Source organism: Blautia sp. 1001283B150304_161114_C9 (assembly GCF_015668165.1).
Taxonomy (GTDB): domain Bacteria; phylum Bacillota; class Clostridia; order Lachnospirales; family Lachnospiraceae; genus Blautia_A; species Blautia_A wexlerae.
The window spans coordinates 86,001-104,841 of the sequence record NZ_JADPGO010000012.1 but is presented as its reverse complement, the minus strand read 5'-3'; the positions used below and the strand labels follow the sequence as shown (position 1 = coordinate 104,841).

The 18,841-nt window shown below is 41.4% G+C and carries 17 protein-coding genes; 13 read left to right on the top strand and 4 right to left on the bottom strand.

Annotated features, from left to right (window positions below):
* Nucleotides 1–130 precede the first annotated feature (130 nt).
* The 8 genes from I4V44_RS08370 to I4V44_RS08335 all read left to right on the top strand — a co-directional run bounded on the left by I4V44_RS08370 (nt 131) and on the right by I4V44_RS08335 (nt 8,234).
* The gene (locus tag I4V44_RS08370; RefSeq protein ID WP_330610611.1) at nt 131–1,327 is read left to right on the top strand and encodes an ABC transporter substrate-binding protein; all 1,197 of its coding nucleotides are present in this window, start codon (nt 131–133) and stop codon (nt 1,325–1,327) included.
* Nucleotides 1,328–1,385: 58 nt separating this feature from the next.
* Nucleotides 1,386–2,249 carry a carbohydrate ABC transporter permease gene (locus I4V44_RS08365; protein WP_118341622.1) on the top strand — a complete coding sequence of 288 codons (864 nt, stop codon included), beginning with the start codon at nt 1,386–1,388 and terminating at the stop codon, nt 2,247–2,249.
* Nucleotides 2,249–3,076, top strand: coding sequence for a carbohydrate ABC transporter permease (locus I4V44_RS08360; RefSeq protein WP_118247769.1), 828 nt, complete (start codon nt 2,249–2,251; stop codon nt 3,074–3,076). Before I4V44_RS08365 ends, I4V44_RS08360 begins: the two co-directional genes overlap by 1 nt.
* A gap of 56 nt (nt 3,077–3,132) precedes the next feature.
* Nucleotides 3,133–3,948 carry an MBL fold metallo-hydrolase gene (locus I4V44_RS08355; protein ID WP_119235132.1) on the top strand — a complete coding sequence of 272 codons (816 nt, stop codon included), beginning with the start codon at nt 3,133–3,135 and terminating at the stop codon, nt 3,946–3,948.
* A gap of 258 nt (nt 3,949–4,206) precedes the next feature.
* The gene (locus I4V44_RS08350; RefSeq protein ID WP_196002586.1) at nt 4,207–5,538 is read left to right on the top strand and encodes an ATP-binding protein; all 1,332 of its coding nucleotides are present in this window, start codon (nt 4,207–4,209) and stop codon (nt 5,536–5,538) included.
* A 346-nt stretch (nt 5,539–5,884) separates the two neighbouring features.
* Nucleotides 5,885–6,352: an Hsp20/alpha crystallin family protein gene (locus tag I4V44_RS08345; RefSeq protein ID WP_008705428.1), complete on the top strand. Its 468-nt coding sequence runs from the start codon at nt 5,885–5,887 to the stop codon at nt 6,350–6,352.
* 185 nt (nt 6,353–6,537) lie between these two features.
* Nucleotides 6,538–7,005, top strand: coding sequence for an Hsp20/alpha crystallin family protein (locus I4V44_RS08340; protein ID WP_019160363.1), 468 nt, complete (start codon nt 6,538–6,540; stop codon nt 7,003–7,005).
* 125 nt (nt 7,006–7,130) lie between these two features.
* Entirely contained in the window at nt 7,131–8,234 is a 1,104-nt protein-coding gene (locus tag I4V44_RS08335) for a J domain-containing protein (protein ID WP_334297961.1), read from the top strand.
* A 149-nt stretch (nt 8,235–8,383) separates the two neighbouring features.
* Here the strand turns inward: I4V44_RS08335 and nudC are convergent, their stop codons facing one another.
* Entirely contained in the window at nt 8,384–9,232 is an 849-nt protein-coding gene (gene nudC / locus I4V44_RS08330) for an NAD(+) diphosphatase (protein ID WP_026649297.1), read from the bottom strand.
* A 561-nt stretch (nt 9,233–9,793) separates the two neighbouring features.
* Here nudC and I4V44_RS08325 point away from each other — a divergent pair.
* Nucleotides 9,794–10,924: an Ldh family oxidoreductase gene (locus tag I4V44_RS08325; RefSeq protein WP_022380451.1), complete on the top strand. Its 1,131-nt coding sequence runs from the start codon at nt 9,794–9,796 to the stop codon at nt 10,922–10,924.
* 165 nt (nt 10,925–11,089) lie between these two features.
* Here I4V44_RS08325 and I4V44_RS08320 read toward each other — a convergent pair whose 3' ends face one another.
* From I4V44_RS08320 to I4V44_RS08310, 3 genes are all read right to left on the bottom strand, one after another.
* Nucleotides 11,090–11,536 (bottom strand): phosphate-starvation-inducible PsiE family protein, encoded by a 447-nt coding sequence (locus I4V44_RS08320; RefSeq protein WP_008705419.1) that lies wholly within the window; start codon nt 11,534–11,536, stop codon nt 11,090–11,092.
* A 76-nt stretch (nt 11,537–11,612) separates the two neighbouring features.
* Nucleotides 11,613–12,581 (bottom strand): SH3 domain-containing protein, encoded by a 969-nt coding sequence (locus I4V44_RS08315; RefSeq protein WP_243280234.1) that lies wholly within the window; start codon nt 12,579–12,581, stop codon nt 11,613–11,615.
* Nucleotides 12,582–12,627: 46 nt separating this feature from the next.
* Nucleotides 12,628–13,554 (bottom strand): serine hydrolase, encoded by a 927-nt coding sequence (locus I4V44_RS08310; protein ID WP_207744239.1) that lies wholly within the window; start codon nt 13,552–13,554, stop codon nt 12,628–12,630.
* 427 nt (nt 13,555–13,981) lie between these two features.
* Here I4V44_RS08310 and I4V44_RS08305 point away from each other — a divergent pair, with 427 nt between their 5' ends.
* The 4 genes from I4V44_RS08305 (at nt 13,982) to I4V44_RS08290 (ending at nt 18,700) form a co-directional block, all read left to right on the top strand.
* On the top strand, nt 13,982–15,016 hold the full coding sequence (locus I4V44_RS08305) for a vanillate--corrinoid protein methyltransferase (RefSeq protein WP_022380455.1): 1,035 nt from the start codon (nt 13,982–13,984) through the stop codon (nt 15,014–15,016).
* A gap of 42 nt (nt 15,017–15,058) precedes the next feature.
* Entirely contained in the window at nt 15,059–15,877 is an 819-nt protein-coding gene (locus I4V44_RS08300; protein WP_026649855.1) for a methyltetrahydrofolate cobalamin methyltransferase, read from the top strand.
* A gap of 76 nt (nt 15,878–15,953) precedes the next feature.
* Nucleotides 15,954–16,589 (top strand): corrinoid protein, encoded by a 636-nt coding sequence (locus tag I4V44_RS08295; protein ID WP_008705414.1) that lies wholly within the window; start codon nt 15,954–15,956, stop codon nt 16,587–16,589.
* A 377-nt stretch (nt 16,590–16,966) separates the two neighbouring features.
* Nucleotides 16,967–18,700, top strand: a complete 1,734-nt coding sequence (locus I4V44_RS08290) for an ASKHA domain-containing protein (protein ID WP_243102267.1) — start codon at nt 16,967–16,969, stop codon at nt 18,698–18,700.
* Nucleotides 18,701–18,841: the final 141 nt, after the last annotated feature.

Below are 18,841 nucleotides of genomic sequence, written 5' to 3'. Positions count from 1 at the left end.
AAGAAAACCGATGGCTTTGACTGTTATTAGTCTACACCATCGGTTTTCTCATGTCCAGCTAACCTCTGAACAGTAACCAGAAGGAAAGTCATCCGGAGATTATGAATATCAAGAGCTTGAGGATGCCGAGATTACATATTATAATTATTCTGTAGAAGGAAAAGAACTGTATGAGAAGGAAATCGCTGCTTACAATGAAGTTCATCCGAACGTGAAAATTAATCTTGAACTTGTTGGCGGCGGTACAGACTGGCGTTCTACATTAAAGGCTGAGATTTCAAGTGGTCAGGCACCGGATCTTGTGGTTATGGAAGGTGCATCAGATTTTGATACATTTGGCGATATGATTGAAGATCTTAGTGACCAGCCATGGGTGGAGCATATATATGAAAACAATGTCAGTGACTGTAAAGTTGGGGATGCAATAGTTGGTGCACCATCAGGTGTAGTGTGCTATGGTCTGCTGTATAACAAAGCTGTTTTTGAGGCCTGTGGAATTGATGGTTCTACATTAAAGAGTTACGATGATATTGATACAGCTTTTGGCAAAGTTCAGGATGCTATTGATGCAGGAGAACTTGCAGATCAGTTCCCAGATCTTGAAGCGGTTGTTTCACTTCCGGCGGCAGAATCATGGGTACTTGCAAATCATGGTGCAAATCCGGCAATTCAGGCAGAGTTTGGAACTGCATTTGAAACTTATGAAGCGAAGTCTCTTGATTTTAAATATGCAGATGCATTAAAGGACTACATTGATCTGATGGTAAAATATTCTCCTGATGCAGACAAACCAGAAGCATTGGTTGGAGTTGATTATGATAGTGCAATGGGCGGTTCCTTCTGTATTGGAAAAACAGCTGTTATTCAGATGGGACAGTGGGTTGCTCCTGTAATTGATGAAATTGATCCGGAACTTCGTGAGAACATTGGCGTTCTTCCAATGCCTTTAAAGGGAGTGGACGAAGATAATATCTGTTATGGTATTGCTTCCTATTTTGTTGTCAACAAGAATTCAGATGATGCAAAAAAAGCTGCTGCAAAAGATTTTGTAAATTGGCTGCTTATGTCTGATGAAGGAAAAGCATTAATTACTTCTAATATCAGTCTTCCATTTGATAATTTTGCAGATTTTCCATCTGAAAACGTAATCAGTCTTGCATGTGAACCATATGCAAAAGAAGGAAATACGTTCTCATTAGTATTTGGTGGTTATCCAGATGGTTGGTCTGATTTATTAGGCGCTGGAATCCAGAGCTATATTGCCGGGGAAAAAGAGTGGGATGCTGTTGTTGAAGAAGCAAAAGCAAACTGGGCAGAAATGAGATAAAGAAAAGTTTCAGGACAGCCGGAAAACACTCTGGCTGTCCTTTTATGGAGGAAACGATATGCGTAAATCGAAAAAAATATTCTGGCTTTTTCTTGCTCCCTGTTTGATTACTTTTTGTATTGCTGTTGTAATTCCTACAATAACAGGTATTTATTATTCTTTTACAGACTGGGACGGACTCCATTCAAATTGTGATTTTGTTTTTCTGGACAATTACATCAGTGCATTTCATGATATTTACTTTCAAAATGCTTTTGTTTTTACTTTTAAATTTGTAATTATAACAGTGATAGCGGTAAATGCGGTTGCATTTGCAACTGCTATGTTGGTAACTCAGAATATAAAGGGAAAAAATCTATTTAGAAGTATTTTCTTTATGCCTAATCTGGTAGGTGGTGTGCTGGTAGGATTTGCATGGCAGTTTATTTTTTGTGATGTATTTGACAGTATTGGAGAGCTTCTTGGAATTAACTGGCTTTGTGATTGGCTTTCTACTAAGTCTACAGGTTTTTGGGGTTTGGTTATTCTTGTTGTATGGCAGATGAGCGGATATATGATGCTGATCTACATTGCACAGATACAGAATATTCCGGAAAATCTGTTGGAGTCTGCGAGAATTGATGGTGCAAGTTCTTTTCAGTGTTTCTGGAAAATTAAGCTTCCATTGATGATGCCTGCTTTTACTATTGGACTTTTCCTTACTCTTACAAATTGTTTCAAACTGTATGACCAGAATCTGACTTTAACTGGAGGTGGCCCGGCGAAATCTACAGAAATGCTTACTATGGATATTTGTAATACAGCATTTTCAAGAAATATGTATGGAATGGCACAGGCAAAAGGAATTATCTTCCTTGTTGTAGTTGCACTTATTACAGTAAGCCAACTGATGTTTACCAAATCTAAGGAGGTGGAGATGTAATGCAGAGGAAAAAAATAATCTCTAAAACAGTGATTATCTTGTGTTGTATTATACTGGCAGCATTTTTTATCTTCCCGATTTTATTATTGTTTATTAACTCATTTAAATCTTTAAAAGAAATTTATATTAGTGTTCTCCAGCTTCCTAAGACACTAAATTTGGACAATTATATTTCAGCGTTCAAAGAACTGGATTACCTGAATGCCATCAAAAATTCCCTGATCATAACCTGTACGGTAACGGTTGCAAACGTGATCTGCTGTTCTATGGCAGCGTGGGTACTGGTACGATATAAGACAAAAACAAGCAAACTGATATTTACCATTTTTTCTGTTGCAGTGCTTGTTCCATTTCAGTGTGTTATGCTTCCATTACTGGCAGAAATGGGAAAATTAAATATGATTAATATGCCAGGACTGATGCTTGTAAATCTTGGATTTGGTTCTTCTATGTCGATCATTTTGTTTCATGGATTTATGAAAAATGTTCCGGTAGAGTTAGAAGAGGCTGCGTCAATTGATGGTGCCAGCCAGCCAAGAATATTCTTTACAATTGTGTTGCCCCTGATTAAGGGAATTGCAGTAACCGTTGCAATCTTGAATGTTATGTCTCTTTGGAATGATTATTTACTCCCATCGTTGACAATCAACCGAAGTGGAACGCAAACTCTTCCTCTTCGGACTTATCTGTTCTTTGGTGCTTACACAAAGAAATGGAATCTTGGTTCTGCGGCGCTTGTTATGGCAATTATTCCGGTAATTATTTTTTATGTTCTTTGTCAGAAGCACATTATTAAAGGTGTAACTGAGGGAGCGGTGAAAGGTTAAGTTTTACTGGCTGTGATGAATAGTGACGGTTAATACGGAAAAAGGAGATAGAAAATATGTGTTGGACTGTAAATGAAATAAAAAAAGGTGTTTGGCATGTTGATGAGAGTGGATTGAATGCCATGTATGTAGTAAAGGGTAGTAAAATGTCTGCAGTAATTGATGCAGGAACTGGAATCGGTGATTTTAAGGGGCTGGTAGAGTCTTTGGTAGACAATCCCTATGTTGTGCTGATTACTCATGGACATGTAGACCATGCTGGCGGATGTGGTCAGTTTATAGAGGCTTATATTAATGAAAGAGATTATCAGGCTGCGCTGAATATAAAGGTAGAAGATCGAGAAAGATATTTAAAGAATATGGAAAGTGCTGGTGCTGTTGCACCTGGAAGCTTGAGTATTGCGGAAGAACTAAAAAATGATAAGAAACCAGAGTTTCGTTTTATGAAAGAAGGGGACATTTTTGACCTTGGAGATAAAAAGCTGGTTATATATGAGATGACAGGACATACGGCTGGATCTGTATGTATTCTGGATGAAGCGGATAGAATTTTATTTTCCGGTGACAGTGTAAATGATTTGGAACTGATCTGTGCTCCGGCCAAGGATCGAGAGGCTTTACTGAAGAAATGGTATGAGGCTGGAAAAAGAATTTTTGCAAGAAAAGATTCATTTGACATCTGTGGCGGTGGGCATTGTCTGATTCCAATTGAAAAAGCAGAAGAAACACTGACATGTGGGGAAATGATTTTATCTGGTGAATTACAGGCAAAAGTTGAAAAGGTTCATTTTTTCCATGCACCGTTTTATAAGTATAAAGACAGTCGACTTTATAATGGAGATTTTGCAGCATTGCATTCAGAGGATAAATAAAGAGAATTTGAAGCTATTACGTGAGGTGAGTTAATAGTATTGTTTCAAGTGAACTCTAACGGTATGACTAAAAAATTGTATATTGTAAGTATAAAAACACGAAAAATGTCCTTGGTAGCTAACCTGGGACATTTTTCTGTATGTGGAGATGGAATGTCTATGATGTAGTGCGAAGATGAGAAATTGAGTTAAAAACGTGAAAATATTATGAATAAAGGCTCATAAAACGTGATAGTTTTGAAGAAAGGAGGCGGTTCTATGTATTTAAAAAGAAAGATAGATGAGTATCTGCTGGAGTGGAAAAGAAATGAAGAAAGACTTCCGTTAATTATAAAAGGTGCAAGGCAGATTGGAAAAACGGAATCTATTAATCATTTTGCAGAACAAAATTACAGTAATATTGTAAGCATTAATTTTGTTCTGGAACCTAAATATAAAACAATATTAAGTGACGGATATGCTGTTGAAGATATTATGAAAAATATTTCTCTGATAGATACATCAAAAAAATTTATAGCAGGTGACACTGTGATTATTTTTGATGAATTACAGGAGTTTCCGGATATTGCAACTGCCTTGAAGTCCTTCCGGATAGATGGAAGATTTGATGTCATATGCAGTGGTTTCTTGCTTGGAATCAATTACAGAAAAATTCATAGCAACAGTGTGGGATATAAAACAGATTATGAAATGTTTTCGATGGACTTTGAAGAATTTCTGTGGGCGAAAGGATACTCAGAGAAGCACATTGAAGATATCTTGAAACATATGCAGACAGGAACTCCATTTTCAGAAACCGAATTATCAGTCTATAAAAAATTGTTTTTGGAATATTGTGTACTTGGCGGTATGCCTGCAGTAGTAAAAGTATATATTGAAAAGAATCTTTTTACAGATACTCTGGAAATCCAGAGACAGATCCAGATGGATTATGAAGAGGATATCAGAAAATACGCTGAAGGTCTGGATCGGACTAAAATTGTAAGCGTCTATCGGAACGTACCAGTACAGCTTGCAAAAGAAAATAAAAAATTCCAATTAAGTAAAATAGATAAAAAAGCCAGAAGTCGGGAATATATGGGATGTATAACCTGGCTCGAAGATGCAGGTGTGATTTCTGTATGCTATTGTCTGCAGTATCCGGAGCTTCCATTAAAGGGAAACTATGATGACTCAAAATTCAAAAGCTATTATCCAGATACAGGATTGCTGATTGCTTCATTAGATGAGGAAGCACAAGAAGATCTTCGGGCGAATAAAAATCTTGGAGTATACAAAGGTGCTTTATATGAAAATTTTGTAGCAGAGGCGTTTGTGAAACAGGGGCTTGGACTATATTACTATAAAAAAGAAAATGCTACCTTGGAAGAAGATTTTTTTGTAAGAACAAAGGATGAGCTGGTTCCGGTAGAAGTGAAGGCGAACAGGAACCGGTCTAAGTCATTGAGGCAATTGATATCCGGTGATTCTTATAGAGATATTCACTGGGGAATAAAACTTGCAGACAGTAATATTGGAATAGAAGACGGGATTTATACATTTCCATATTTCTGTACGTTCTTATTAAAACGATATCTCAAGGGAAAATGATAGCGTTAACATCAAACATTTTAGAATGCCCCGTGGACTGATCCTCCATGGGGCGTTGTATTAGCTTGGAATGGGAGTGTAACACAAATTGGAAAAGTGTACAATGAAGATTTCACAAATTCACAGGTTCACAAATTCTTCACAAAATAATTAGCACTCACCTCTTGACAGTGCTAATAATAAGTGTTATATTACAACTAGAACAAAGGAAGGGGAACAAAAAGAGAACAAAGAAATAAGTTCTATGAGATTCCTGATAACCTAAGTTCCAAAGAAACAAGGTAAAGATGCATAACTGAGAGTCCATCACATACAGATGAACGGTATAGAAAAGGAGAGATGACTTATGTTGATGCCTAGTATTTTTGGAGAAAATTTATTTGATGACTTTTTTGGAGATTTTCCATTTTATTATGATGACAGAGCAATGAAAGATACAGAGAAGAAACTTTACGGACGCAGAGCCAGCCATATAATGAAAACCGATATCAAGGAAACTGATAAAGGCTATGAACTGGTCGTAGATCTTCCGGGATTTACCAAAGATGAAGTAAAGGCTGACCTGGAGAATGGTTATCTGACTATCAGTGCAGAGAAAGGCCTGGATAAAGATGAGCAGGAGAAAGAGACAGGACGTTATATCCGTAAGGAACGTTACGCAGGTGCCTGTAGCCGTAGCTTCTATGTAGGTAAAGAAGTTGAGAAAGAAGACATTAAAGCAGAATTCAAACATGGTATCCTCACATTATTTGTACCAAAGAAAGAAGCAAAACCAGCAGTAGAACAGAAGAAAACAATTGCCATTGAGGGCTGATGAATAAATATTCTGACTGACCCGTTAAGGGTCAGCCAGAGATTAAAAACAGATATAAAAATAAAAGCTTACACTAAAAGATTGAAGATAAAAGGTTGAAAAAGCCTGTAAAGATAGATTTGGAAAGTAAATCTGGCGAACAGATTTGACATATATAAAATATATTAGAAAAGGAGATATGACTTATGTTAATGCCTAGTATTTTTGGAGAAAATTTATTTGATGACTTTTTTGGAGATTTCCCATTCTATTATGATGACAGAGCAATGAAGGATGCAGAGAAGAAACTTTATGGACATAAAGCAAATCATGTAATGAAAACTGATATCAAGGAAATGAATAACGGATACGAACTGGTTGTAGATCTTCCAGGATTTAAGAAAGATGAAGTTCATGCAGCACTTGAAAATGGTTATCTGACCATCAGTGCAGAGAAAGGTCTGGATAAAGATGAGAAGGAAAAAGAGACAGGACGTTATATCCGCAGAGAACGTTATGCAGGTGCCTGCAGTCGTAGCTTCTATGTAGGTAAAGAAGTACATCAGGACGACATCAAAGCAGAATTCAAACATGGTATCCTGACATTATTTGTTCCGAAGAAAGAAGCAAAGCCAGCAGTGGAACAGAAGCACAGCATCTCCATTGAAGGATAATAGATGTTAAGTTACAGCAACGGGAGGTCAAATCTTTTGGCTTCCCGTTGTTTGCATAATGAGGATTGCAGAAATATGAAGTCAGGAATGATTGCGTTAGAATGTGTTTATGAGGGAAGGTGATGATATTGAAAAGAGACTACTATGAAGTTCTTGGCGTGAACAAAAATGCGGATGCAGCAACGATTAAGAAAGCATACAGAAAACTGGCAAAGAAATATCATCCGGACAGTAATGAGGGAAATGCTTCGGCAGCAGAGCATTTTAAGGAAATAAATGAAGCCTATGATGTTCTGAGTGATGAGAAGAAACGTAAACTGTATGACCAGTTTGGCCACGCTGCTTTTGAAGAAGGTGCCGGTAATTATGGAAATGCACAGGGCAGTCCGTTTGGCAGTGGCTTTGGCAGAGCACAGGGCAATCCTTTTGGCGGCGGTTTCCATGGCTCGTACAGTGATGGCAATGGTTATCATGAATATCATTTTGAGAATGGCGAAGATATGGATGATATCCTGAAGAACATCTTTGGTGGTGGATTTAAGAAGAGTAAATCATCCGGTGGTTTTGGAAGCAGCGGCTTCGGCGGCAGTGGATTTCATGGAAGTGGTTTTGGTGGATTCGGAAGCAATGGAACTGGCGGCTTTGGCGGTTCTTACAGCAGTAAAGGTGAGGATCTTCATGCGGAGGTTACTGTCAGCTTTGATGAAGCTGCTTTTGGTGGCAAGAAGGTTATCCGCCTGCAGAGCAGCAACGGTGGCGTCCAGAATTACGAAGTCAATATTCCGGCAGGTATTGAATCCGGTAAATCTATCAGACTTAAAGGAAAAGGATATCCGGGAGTCGGCGGAGGTGAAGCCGGTGATCTGCTTCTGAAAGTAAACGTTCAGGATAAACCCGGATATAAACGGGAAGGCAGAGATGTTTACACAACTGTAAATATCCCATTTACAACAGCAGTATTTGGCGGTGAGGCGAAGGTTCACACTATTTACGGTGACGTTCTCTGTAACATTAAACCAGGTACTCAGTCCGGAACGAAGATACGTCTGAGAGGCAAAGGTATCGTTGCAATGAATAATCCGTCGGTACACGGTGATGAATATGCAACTGTACAGATTGAAGTTCCGACAAATCTGACACCGGAAGCAAGACGGAAACTGAAAGAATTTGAGCAGGAATGTAATGGAAGCCGCAGAAGCCGTGGATTTGGCAGCGGGAGTGCGGCGTGAAGAGTAATCAGAAATATTTTTGAGAATATAGTGAAGCAATTTTACAGAGAAACGAAAAGGATACATGCACAGTAACATTACCGTGTATGTATCCTTTTAGCATAATAGGGAAAAATATTCTATGAGCTTTTTCTGATATAGAATATTGTTTATCTGGGTTCTTTTCCATCACGGAAGAGCATCATCATTTCCTTGGTCAGGCTGATATTATTGCCCTGATCCGGGATTTTATCACGTTCTACCCACTGTGCCATGGAGAGCTCTTCATGGTCAACGGTCAGGGTATCATCACCGTCCACATCACAGAAGAATCCGAAAAGCAGGGTACCGCTGAAGGACCATGGCTGGCTTTTGTAATAGCGGAGATTCTTTACCTTAAGGCCAACTTCCTCCATTACTTCTCTGTGAACAGTTTCTTCAATGGTTTCTCCGATTTCTGCAAAGCCTGCGATAAGGGCGTAACGCTTAAATCTGCGGCCCTCATATTTGGAAAGAATGATTTTATCTCCGTTTGTGATTCCTACGATTACTGCAGGACACAGGACAGGGTACTCCTGATTGCCGCAGGAAGGGCATTCCATCATACGTTCTTTTTGGCTGTGCAGCATTGGTTTTCCACAGCAGCCGCAGAACCGGCGCTTGCTGTACCACTGGAAAAGCTGATGTCCTGTAACTCCTGCAAATGCCAGATGCTGTGGCCGGGCTGTCCGAAGATTTCGTATATCCTGGAATTCGTAATCTGGAAGAAGGGTGGTATCCAATTCCGGAATCAGATAGAAACGCTGATCATCGATAGAAAACAGATAAATATACTTGCTGTAGAGATCTGAAACTTTTTCCTCCAGATCCTGAAAACGTGGAAAATAAATATCTGCTTCCCGTTCCTGATGTGGAAGAAGAATACTGCCTTTTTCGTAGGCAAGGATAAAACTGTTCTTATCCGGGGCAGAAGGTTTGTATTCGTTGTGGTAAGTGTGTGGTGCGATATCCTGAATCATAGTAATGTTCCTTTTCTGTTACTGCTGCCGCAGAGTTGTTCTGTGAAATATATTACAGGTGCGGAAGTGAGCAGTAATCTATTTTTTATTAAATGAGCAGGCAATCCTGCAGGCAGGATTGCCTGTACATAGTATATTACGGCAGTTTTAGAAAAACAAGAGAAGATGTCCAATTGCCGCAGGCAATCTGGAATGAATTGTTACTGTTCACTGATGATATCCCGCGAGGTGTTTTTTGTGAGCGAAGGTCACAGAAAACCCGAGACATACCGCGCGAATTTATGCGATTAGCATAAATTGAGTTTGCAAAGCGTGTTGCTGAGAACGGAGTGAACAGTAACAATGAATTTTGGCTACGTTACTGTGAACGGAGTGGACGGTAACATTTTGGCTTGCATGTCTCGGGATATTAGCAGGGAGCAGTAATACAGTAACATAAGAAATACTGAAAAAAATAAAAAACGTATTGCACTTTGAAAATGAGAGTGGTATAATCAGCTTAACAAATTGGTAATACCAAAAACGAAATGAGTAATACTTGAATGGAGGGATTTTACAGTTATGGGATATGTAAAATGGAGTTATGACACATTAAATACTTTTTGCCACGACGTATTTCGTAAATTTGGTTTTAATGAAGAAGAGACGAATATCATCAAGGATGTTTTGCTTACCGCAGATCTGTACGGGATTGAAAGCCATGGAATGCAGAGAATGGTAAGATATGATAAAGGAATTGAGAAGGGAACCATCCATCCGGATGCTAAACCTGAGGTCGTATTTGAGACACCTGTATCAGCAGTGATCGACGGACATGACGGTATGGGACAGCTGATTTCCCATTTTGCAATGGAGAAAGCTATTGAGAAGGCGAAGAAAACAGGTGTCGGATTTGTATCTGTAAGAAACTCCAATCATTTCGGTATTGCAGGATATTATGCGGAAATGGCTTCCAAACAGGGCTTACTTGGTATGGCATGTACCAACTCGGAAGCAATCATGGTACCTACCTTTGGACGAAAAGCAATGCTTGGTTCCAATCCCATTGCAGTGGCAATGCCGGCAGAACCTTATCCATTCCTTTTTGATTGCTCCACAACAGTAGTTACCAGAGGAAAACTGGAAATGTATAATAAGATGGGAAAACCACTTCCACAGGGCTGGGCTCTGGGAGCAAATGGTCAGGAAAGCACAGATGCCCCGGATGTACTTGCCAATATTGTTGCCAAGAAGGGCGGCGGAATCATGCCACTTGGCGGTAATAAAGAGGTAAACGGAAGTCATAAGGGTTACGGTTATGGAATGCTCTGCGAGATTTTCAGCTCCATCTTTTCCATGGGTGTTACTTCTGATAAATGCTGTACATTTAAAGACAAGACAGGTATCTGTCATGGATTTGCTGCCATTGATCCCGCAATCTTCGGAAATGCAGATGATATCAGGGCACATTTTTCCGAATATCTGGAAACTCTTCGTCAGAGTCCAAAGGCAGAAGGCGCAGAGCAGATTTATACTCATGGTGAGAAGGAAGTATTTGCAGAAAAAGAGCGCAGAGAGAATGGCATTCCTGTAAATGACAACACAATGGTTGAGCTTGCCAACCTCTGCAATTATCTGAAGGTTGATTTTGGCTCTTACTTCAAGGGCTATGAACTGCCGAAGGACAGTAAGTTCTTTAGTGGTAATTATTAAATAAGCGCCCATCATGCTGATAACCATAACTATAGAATATATCATATAAAATTACTTTTTTTGAGACGCCCGTTTATCAGCATGTGGAAATAAAAAGAAACTGCATAATCAGATACGACCGGTAGAATTTACAGATCGTATCTGATATGCAGTTTTTTGTTTTCTTTAATTTTCTTCAGTATTCTTCGGACAGTTATGAGCATTCATGTCATCGTTGTCTGTCATAAGATATTTGCGGATTGCAAACAGAACTGCGATACTGAGTACGCCAAGAAGAGTTTCTGCTGGCCCGAGGTGTTCGACTACCATCTGACGTGCTGTGGCAAACATCAGAACCTCAACAACTGTCTGTGCGGAATGCTGGCAGAGCATTTTTACAAATTCCACGCCTACTACCAGAGACAAAGCCTGGGAAAGGAAAGTGCTGAAAAATTCTGTATCCATGGACATAACAGAAGTATCTGCAACCTCCATGATCAGCCGGAAGCCTGCCAGTGCGATCACCAGCAGAATTACCATAGAAAGAGCAATTTCCGCGTAACGTGAAATATTGTAAATGATTGTGTTAAAGTGTTTACGAATGTTATGGTTAACCTGTCGTTTGGGGCTCATAACTGTGAGTCCTTTCTGTTCTGTTGTATATGGTGAATGTAAAGAAGCGTAACTGTTTATAGTGTTATGAAAAAGATTAATATAAATAATCTTTATTTACATAACCATATTTGCAGAGTTTCTGGGAGTAAACATACCAGTACTGTGCATCAGTTGTATCCACAAGCTGAACTGTATCGCCGGAATATAACTGTCCGATCTCGTTGGAAGAGTCGTAAGCCTTCGCAGAGCGCAGAGCCAGATAACCGGTAGCAACACTGACTGTTCTGGTGGCATATGTGGTTGTTCCGCCAATCAGATAATCTTTATTTACATATCCGTTTTTTCCTAACTTCTGAGAGTAAACGTACCAGTACTGGGAATCGCTGGTGTCGATAAGCTGAACTGTATCGCCGGAATACAGCTGTCCGATCTCATTGGAGGAATCATAAGCTTTTGCGGAACGCAGAGCCAGATAACCCTTGGCAACACTGACAGTCCTTGAATCTCCGGAAGAACTCTGTGCACTGGCAGCAGTATCGCCGCTGTAATATAAGTAATCTTTATTTACATAGCCGGATAAGTTCAGTTTCGGAGAATAGACATACCAGTACTGAGGATCACTGCTGTCAGAAACTGTTACAGTATCACCGGAGTATAACTGTCCGATCTCGTTGGAAGAGTCATAAGCCTTTGCAGAACGCAAAGCCAGATAACCCTTGGCAACACTGACAGTATAAGAACCGGACGAACTTGTCGGCTGTGATGAGAGGAAATACAGGTAATCGTTATTTACGTATCCGGATCTGTTCAGTTTTGGAGAATAGACGTACCAGTAATCACTGGTGGTATATTCTGTAACTTCAACAGTATCACCGGAATACAGCTCGCCGATCTCGTTGGAGGAATCATAAGCCATGGCAGAGCGCAGAGCCAGATACCCTTTACTTACACCTACCTGATAAGTGTCAAATGCCATAACGATCTGTGAGCTGCAGGGTACAGATACAGCAGCAATCGTAGCTGCAAGAATCATGGGAATTGCAATATTTTTTCTTTTTTTCATAGTGAATCCCTCCTTTGGTTTATAATGTACTCTGAGAGTACATTATTTAATTATAGTAATCGTAAATCGTTCTGCTTAAGGTAGCGATCGTATTCTGTGCGGAACCGGCACTTGAGAGATTCTGGGACATAAATACGATTACTACGTCATTTTTGGAATCATAGATGATTCCGGCATCATTTTCCACGTTGTCAAGTTCTCCGGTTTTATTTGCGGTTTTGACTCCTTCCGGAAGCTGTGCGGGAATTTTGTTACAGCGTGTCTGTGCCTTGAGCAGATTAAACATATCAGTGGCATGGGTGTAGCCGGATGTATCCTGTTTATAAATCTCCTGCAGGAGATGACCACAGTCTCCTACAGATGTGTAGTTATCATCATTCTCATTGCTGGCAAGGAGCATACGTCCCATGTGAGTCTGGCCATAGCCATGTGCCTGGCAGAAACTGTTGACAGCCTGCATACCTGCTGCGGAATCACCGCCGCCAAGATAAGTTGTCAGGGTATTGGCTGCATCGTTATCGCTGACTGTGATCATGGAGTACAGATTGGAGTCTACAGAATCCCTGCCGTATTGTCCGGTTATCTGATCATAATTCTCGTAGACAGCTCCCATGATATAGAGCTTGATCAGGCTTGCAGCCTGCATTTTCTGATCATTAAGACTGCCCTCGGTTCCGTTTACAAGATCGGATATGAAAACAGCCCAGGTTCCGTTTTCAGCGGGAAGCTGACTCTGAACCTGTTTTAAAATTGTCTCCAGTTTCTCATCTGTGACCGGTTCTGAAGATGTGCCTGCCCCGGAACCGTTAAAGACGCTTTCAGAACTCTCTGAAGATGAAGAAGGGGAAAGCATTCCCTGACCTTCTACGGATGTTTCCGCGGCCTCTGTATTTTCAGCAGCATGACTGCTGTATGCAGGAGTAACAAGAAGGATGAGCGATAGCAGAGGTATTAATAATTTTTTTGAAAACATTGCGTTCACCACCTGTTAAATATTTACTGTAAAACATTCGGAATCTGTTGATCTGTTATATAAACCGTATTTCTTCATGTTTAGATAAATCAGGTTTAAAAGTCTTATTGTGCAGGCACAAATGGTTTTTAAAATCTGATATCTGTATGTACAAAATTATACAGTGTTTAGAGTTGTGTTACAAGTGTATTTACGGTTGATTTTAAAATTTATTATATGGCTGCCGGTTACTGTTGGCACAATACTTGAGATGCGTTCATACAATTTGTAGGAATGCGAGCGTGAAAAATCCGCATATCTGATTATATATTTTGGATTGTATAAATGCTACAATAAAATCATCAGAAACGAGATAAAGAACGACAAATTAAACAAACCAATGTGGGAATGTGGGGGCATTTTCATATTGCACGAGGAGGTAGATTATATGTTAACACCGAAACAGAATATGCTGGAAGTTATAAAAGGCGGAAATCCTGACAGATTTGTTAATCAGTATGAAGCAGTACAGCTTCTTTTTCATCCGTTTATGTTTACAAACCCGCTGCTTCAGCCGGGACAGGAAAATGTAGTGAATGCATGGGGGGTAACCAATACTTTCCCGAAAGGAGTTCCGGGTTCTTTTCCTGTACATACTCCTGACAAGATCGTGGTAAAGGATATTGAAGACTGGAAAGACTATGTACATGCACCGTCTTTGAAATTTACCCAGGATCAGTGGGATATGGTGAAGGCTCAGTATGATGCAGTTGACGGAGAACAGGCATTTAAAGCAGCTTTCGTTGCACCGGGATTATTTGAGCAGACTCATCATCTGTGTGAGATCAGTAATGCGTTGGTTTATTATATTACTAATCCGGATGAAATGCATGATCTGATCAAATATCTGACAGAGTGGGAACTGGAACTTGCTGAAGGTATCTGTTCCAACCTTCATCCTGATGCATTATTCCATCATGATGACTGGGGTGGACTGGACAGTACATTTATGAGTCCTGCAATGTTTGATGAATTTTTACTTGAGCCATATAAAGAAATTTACGGATATTATCACAGCCATGGCGTTGAGCTGGTTATCCATCATTCTGACAGTTACGCAGCAACACTGGTTCCTTCTATGATTGAGATGGGGATCGATGTATGGCAGGGATGTATGGAAACCAATAATCTTCCGGAACTGATCAGGAAATATGGCGGAAAGATCAGCTTCATGGGCGGTATCGAAAATCGTGCAGTTGATTTTGAGGGCTGGACAGATGAGAATTGTGATGCAGTGGTACGTCGTGTCTGCGAAGAATGTGGAAACAAATACTTTATTCCATGTATCGCTCAGGGTGGCCCTGGTTCTGTTTATCCGGGTGTTTATAAATCTCTCTGTGATTCCATTGACAAGCTGAATGAAGAGAAATTTGGCATTAAGGCATCTGAATCTACAAGGCTTCCATGGCAGATTATGTTCTGATCTCAGGTGTTGCAGAGGATGATGCTATGGAGGTGTTTGAAAATGATTATTATTGGTGAGAAAATTAATGGTTCTATCCCGATCGTTGCAGAAGCGATCGCGAAAAGAGACTCTGAATTTATTAAAGCAAGAGCAAAGCTTCAGGCGGAAAGCGGAGCTACTTATATTGACTGTTGCGCTTCTGTTCCGGAAGCGGAAGAAGTGGAAACATTGAAATGGATGATCGACTGTATCCAGGAGGTTACAGATCTTCCGATCTCAATTGACAGCCCGAGTCCGGATGTTCTGGCACAGGCTTATAAGTTCTGTAAGAAACCTGGAATTTTTAACTCTGTATCAGGAGAGGGACATAAGATTGATACGATTTTCCCGATCATGGCTGAGCCGGGAAATGAGGGATGGCAGGTAATTGCGCTGCTGAGTGACAATACAGGTATTCCGAAATGTGCAGCAGACCGTCTGAAAGTTTTTGACAAGATCATGGCGAAAGCGAAAGAGTACGGAATTGCTCCGGACAGGATTCACATTGATCCGCTGGTTGAGATGCTTTGTACTTCTGAGGATGGTATTGCAACGAATATTGAGACGATCACAAGTGTACGTGAGCAGTATCCGACCATTCATATTACGGCAGCAATCAGTAATATTTCCTTTAATCTGCCGGTTCGTAAGCTGATTAATTACGGGTTCCTGGTACTGGCAATGAATGCAGGACTGGACAGTGGAATTATGGATCCGACAAATAAGGATATGCTTGGACTGGTTTATGCAACAGAAGCATTACTTGGTCTGGATGATTATTGTATGGAATATATAGGGGCTTACAGAGAAGGCTTAATTGGTACAACAAAGAAGAAGTAGGTTGAATCTGCAGAAACTGTGTAAATGAATTAAGTGGTTGGAATCTGAAATTGAGAAATAACAGGAGGATTTGATTATGTCTAAGATAAATGAAGTTGCGGAATTAGTTGAAAAAGGGAAAGCGAAATTAGTAGGACCGGCTGTACAGGAAGCCATTGATGAGGGTGATGATCCGGTTGCGATTCTGAATGATGGTATGATCAGTGCGATGTCTGTAGTTGGTGAGAAATTCAAAAATGGTGAGATCTTTGTTCCGGAGATGCTGGTTGCAGCTCGTGCTATGAAGAAAGGTGTTGAGGTTCTGAAACCGCATCTGGCATCTGGTTCTACAGGTGCACTTGGTAAGGTTATCATTGCTACGGTTTCCGGTGACCTTCATGATATTGGTAAGAATCTGGTTGCCATGATGATCGAGAGTGCCGGATTTGAGGTGATCGATCTTGGAGTCGATGTTCCGGCGGCTAAGATTATTGAGTGCTATAAAGAGAATCCGGATGTTAAGATCATTGCTCTTTCTGCGCTGCTGACTACTACTATGCCGGCTCTGAAGGAGACTGTTGAGGCGTTGAATGCGGCGGATTTCAGAGGTAATATTAAGGTTATGGTTGGCGGAGCGCCGATTACAGAAGCTTTTGCTGAGGAAATTGGTGCTGACGGATATTCTGATGATGCGGCTAGTGCGGCGTCACTGGCTAAGAAGTTGGCGGCTTGATCTGATTGCTTGTGCGGGTTTAGTATAACATGAAAATATTATGAGGGGACTGCTCTGGGGAGTGGTCCTTTCGTGTATTTTGGGATTTTTGGGAGTGTGTTATAATGGAAAAAAGGGGACGCTCAGAAAAATATTTTATTTCATGTGCGGTTTCGGGGGCTAAGATATTCTAACCTCTCAGAAATCTGCTAAAGGCATGAGCAGCCTTCTCAAACTCGCTCCGTTGCAAACTTCGCTCAGACAGTGATACAGTCTGCTCATAACGCAGATTTCTGAGAGCTAAGAATATCTAAGACCCCTGCAAATGCACATGAAATAAAATATTTTTCTGAGCTGGCTGTTGGTTGTTGTGATGATTGGATATGTGGGAGGTTTTTATGGCTTGGGTTAAGTTTGTGCGTGAAGGGATTGAGATAGAAGTGAATGTCGGGATGTCTGTGTTGGAAGCTGAGATTCGGGCGGGTTTGAGGCCGGATGCGCCTTGTGGCGGTCTGGGGAAATGTGGGAAGTGTCTGGTTAAGATTAATGGTGAAGTTGTTAAGGCGTGTCAGATTCGGATTGGTGAAGGTGAGACTTGTGTAGTGGAGACATTGGACAGGGCTGGCAATGAAAAGATTTTGACGGATGGATTTAACAGAGAAGTTGTGTTTGAACCGGGACTACGGATGGCTCAGGTTGAGCTGGAGAAGGCGAAAACAGGGGAGAAGCGGTCGGACTGGCAGAGGCTGCTGGATACGCTGGCGGAGACAGATGGTGAGGTTGAGCCGGGGCAGATGGAGGTGGATCTGAAGCTGGCGGGTGAATTGTATGGGATGCGCAGGGATTCTGATGAATGGTATGTGATTTACAGTAGACGGCGGATTCTGGAAATGAGGAAGGAAGCTGGTCGGAGGTGTCTGGCAGCGTTTGATATTGGGACGACTACCATTGCGGGGTATTTGCTGGATGGTGCGGATGGGAGGACTCTGGCAGTTGAGAGCAGGATGAATCCGCAGGCGCAGTATGGTGCGGATGTGATCATGCGGGCGAATTATGCGCTGGAGCATGGAACAGAAGCGTTAAGTATGTGTGTTCGGAAAGCGGTTAATGAGATGTTGGGAAGTCTGGCAGAGGATGCAGGGATAAGGAGAGAGGATGTTTTTCAGGTGTGTGTTGTGGGAAATACTTGTATGCATCATCTGTTTCTGGGGATTTCTCCGGCTTCGCTGGTACATGCGCCCTATACTCCGGCTGTGAGTGAGAGGCTGGTGCTGAATGCGGGGGATTATGGTCTGGCTGTGCAGGAGCGTGCAGAGTTGATCATGCTTTCGGATATTGCAGGATATGTGGGAGCGGATACCTGTGGATGTCTGCTGGCTATCAGGCAGGATCAGCAGGAAGAGATTTCTCTGATGATCGATATTGGAACGAATGGTGAGATGGTTCTGGGAAACAGGGAGCGGATGGTGACCTGTTCTACTGCGGCCGGGCCTGCTTTTGAGGGTGCGAAGATTGAGTGTGGAATGCGTGGCGCGGCCGGGGCTGTGGATCATGTGAAGTATGAGGATGGGAAGTGGAACTATACAACTGTTGGGAATAAGCCGGCGGTTGGTTTGTGTGGTTCGGGATTGATCGATCTGGTGGCGGGTCTTCTGGATGCTGGAATGCTGGATGAGAATGGTGTGCTGAGAAGCGGACAGGAGAAGCAAAGTGTGTTTATTCTGGTACCGCCAGAGCGGGGCGGTAATGAGAGAGGGGTTTATCTGACGCAGAAGGATCTCGGAGAGGTTCAGCTTGCGAAAGCTGCGATTGCAGCGGGAATTCAGATGCTTATGGAGCGGCTTGGGATTACAGAAGATGATATCTGTTCGGTATATATTGCAGGTGCTTTTGGCAACTATATGGATCCGGTCAGTGCCGGGAAGATTGGCTTGCTTCCGGCGACGCTTGTGAAGAAAGTGAAACCAGTGGGAAACGCTGCTGGTGAGGGTGCGAAGATCGCACTTGTGAATGAGAAGGAAATGCTGGAGATGGATGAGCTGGTGAGAAAGATTGAATTCGTTGAGCTGGCTGCTTCGGCTGATTTTCAGGATCATTTTATTGATGAACTGGGATTTGAGACAGGTGAATGATTTTATCCGCCTGATTGAATTATTGAGAAGTGCAGAGTTCTTCTGATAAACTGCGGAGCAGTTATTCGGTGCAGAACTGAGGCGCAAAGAGGATAATTTTATCTGCCTGATGAGGTTGCTATAGATTATACAAGAGAGTAA

Excerpts from the sequence above, each read along its gene's own strand:
- I4V44_RS08295 (WP_008705414.1), top strand. The coding sequence starts at position 15,954 with ATGTCTAAGATAAATGAAGTTGCGGAATTAGTTGAAAAAGGGAAAGCG.
- I4V44_RS08345 (WP_008705428.1), top strand. The coding sequence starts at position 5,885 with ATGTTGATGCCTAGTATTTTTGGAGAAAATTTATTTGATGACTTTTTT.
- I4V44_RS08300 (WP_026649855.1), top strand. The coding sequence starts at position 15,059 with ATGATTATTATTGGTGAGAAAATTAATGGTTCTATCCCGATCGTTGCA.
- I4V44_RS08290 (WP_243102267.1), top strand. The coding sequence starts at position 16,967 with ATGGCTTGGGTTAAGTTTGTGCGTGAAGGGATTGAGATAGAAGTGAAT.
- I4V44_RS08310 (WP_207744239.1), bottom strand. The coding sequence starts at position 13,554 with ATGTTTTCAAAAAAATTATTAATACCTCTGCTATCGCTCATCCTTCTT.
- I4V44_RS08365 (WP_118341622.1), top strand. The coding sequence starts at position 1,386 with ATGCGTAAATCGAAAAAAATATTCTGGCTTTTTCTTGCTCCCTGTTTG.
- I4V44_RS08315 (WP_243280234.1), bottom strand. The coding sequence starts at position 12,581 with ATGAAAAAAAGAAAAAATATTGCAATTCCCATGATTCTTGCAGCTACG.
- I4V44_RS08325 (WP_022380451.1), top strand. The coding sequence starts at position 9,794 with ATGGGATATGTAAAATGGAGTTATGACACATTAAATACTTTTTGCCAC.
- I4V44_RS08355 (WP_119235132.1), top strand. The coding sequence starts at position 3,133 with ATGTGTTGGACTGTAAATGAAATAAAAAAAGGTGTTTGGCATGTTGAT.
- I4V44_RS08305 (WP_022380455.1), top strand. The coding sequence starts at position 13,982 with ATGTTAACACCGAAACAGAATATGCTGGAAGTTATAAAAGGCGGAAAT.
- nudC (WP_026649297.1), bottom strand. The coding sequence starts at position 9,232 with ATGATTCAGGATATCGCACCACACACTTACCACAACGAATACAAACCT.
- I4V44_RS08340 (WP_019160363.1), top strand. The coding sequence starts at position 6,538 with ATGTTAATGCCTAGTATTTTTGGAGAAAATTTATTTGATGACTTTTTT.
- I4V44_RS08360 (WP_118247769.1), top strand. The coding sequence starts at position 2,249 with ATGCAGAGGAAAAAAATAATCTCTAAAACAGTGATTATCTTGTGTTGT.
- I4V44_RS08350 (WP_196002586.1), top strand. The coding sequence starts at position 4,207 with ATGTATTTAAAAAGAAAGATAGATGAGTATCTGCTGGAGTGGAAAAGA.
- I4V44_RS08320 (WP_008705419.1), bottom strand. The coding sequence starts at position 11,536 with ATGAGCCCCAAACGACAGGTTAACCATAACATTCGTAAACACTTTAAC.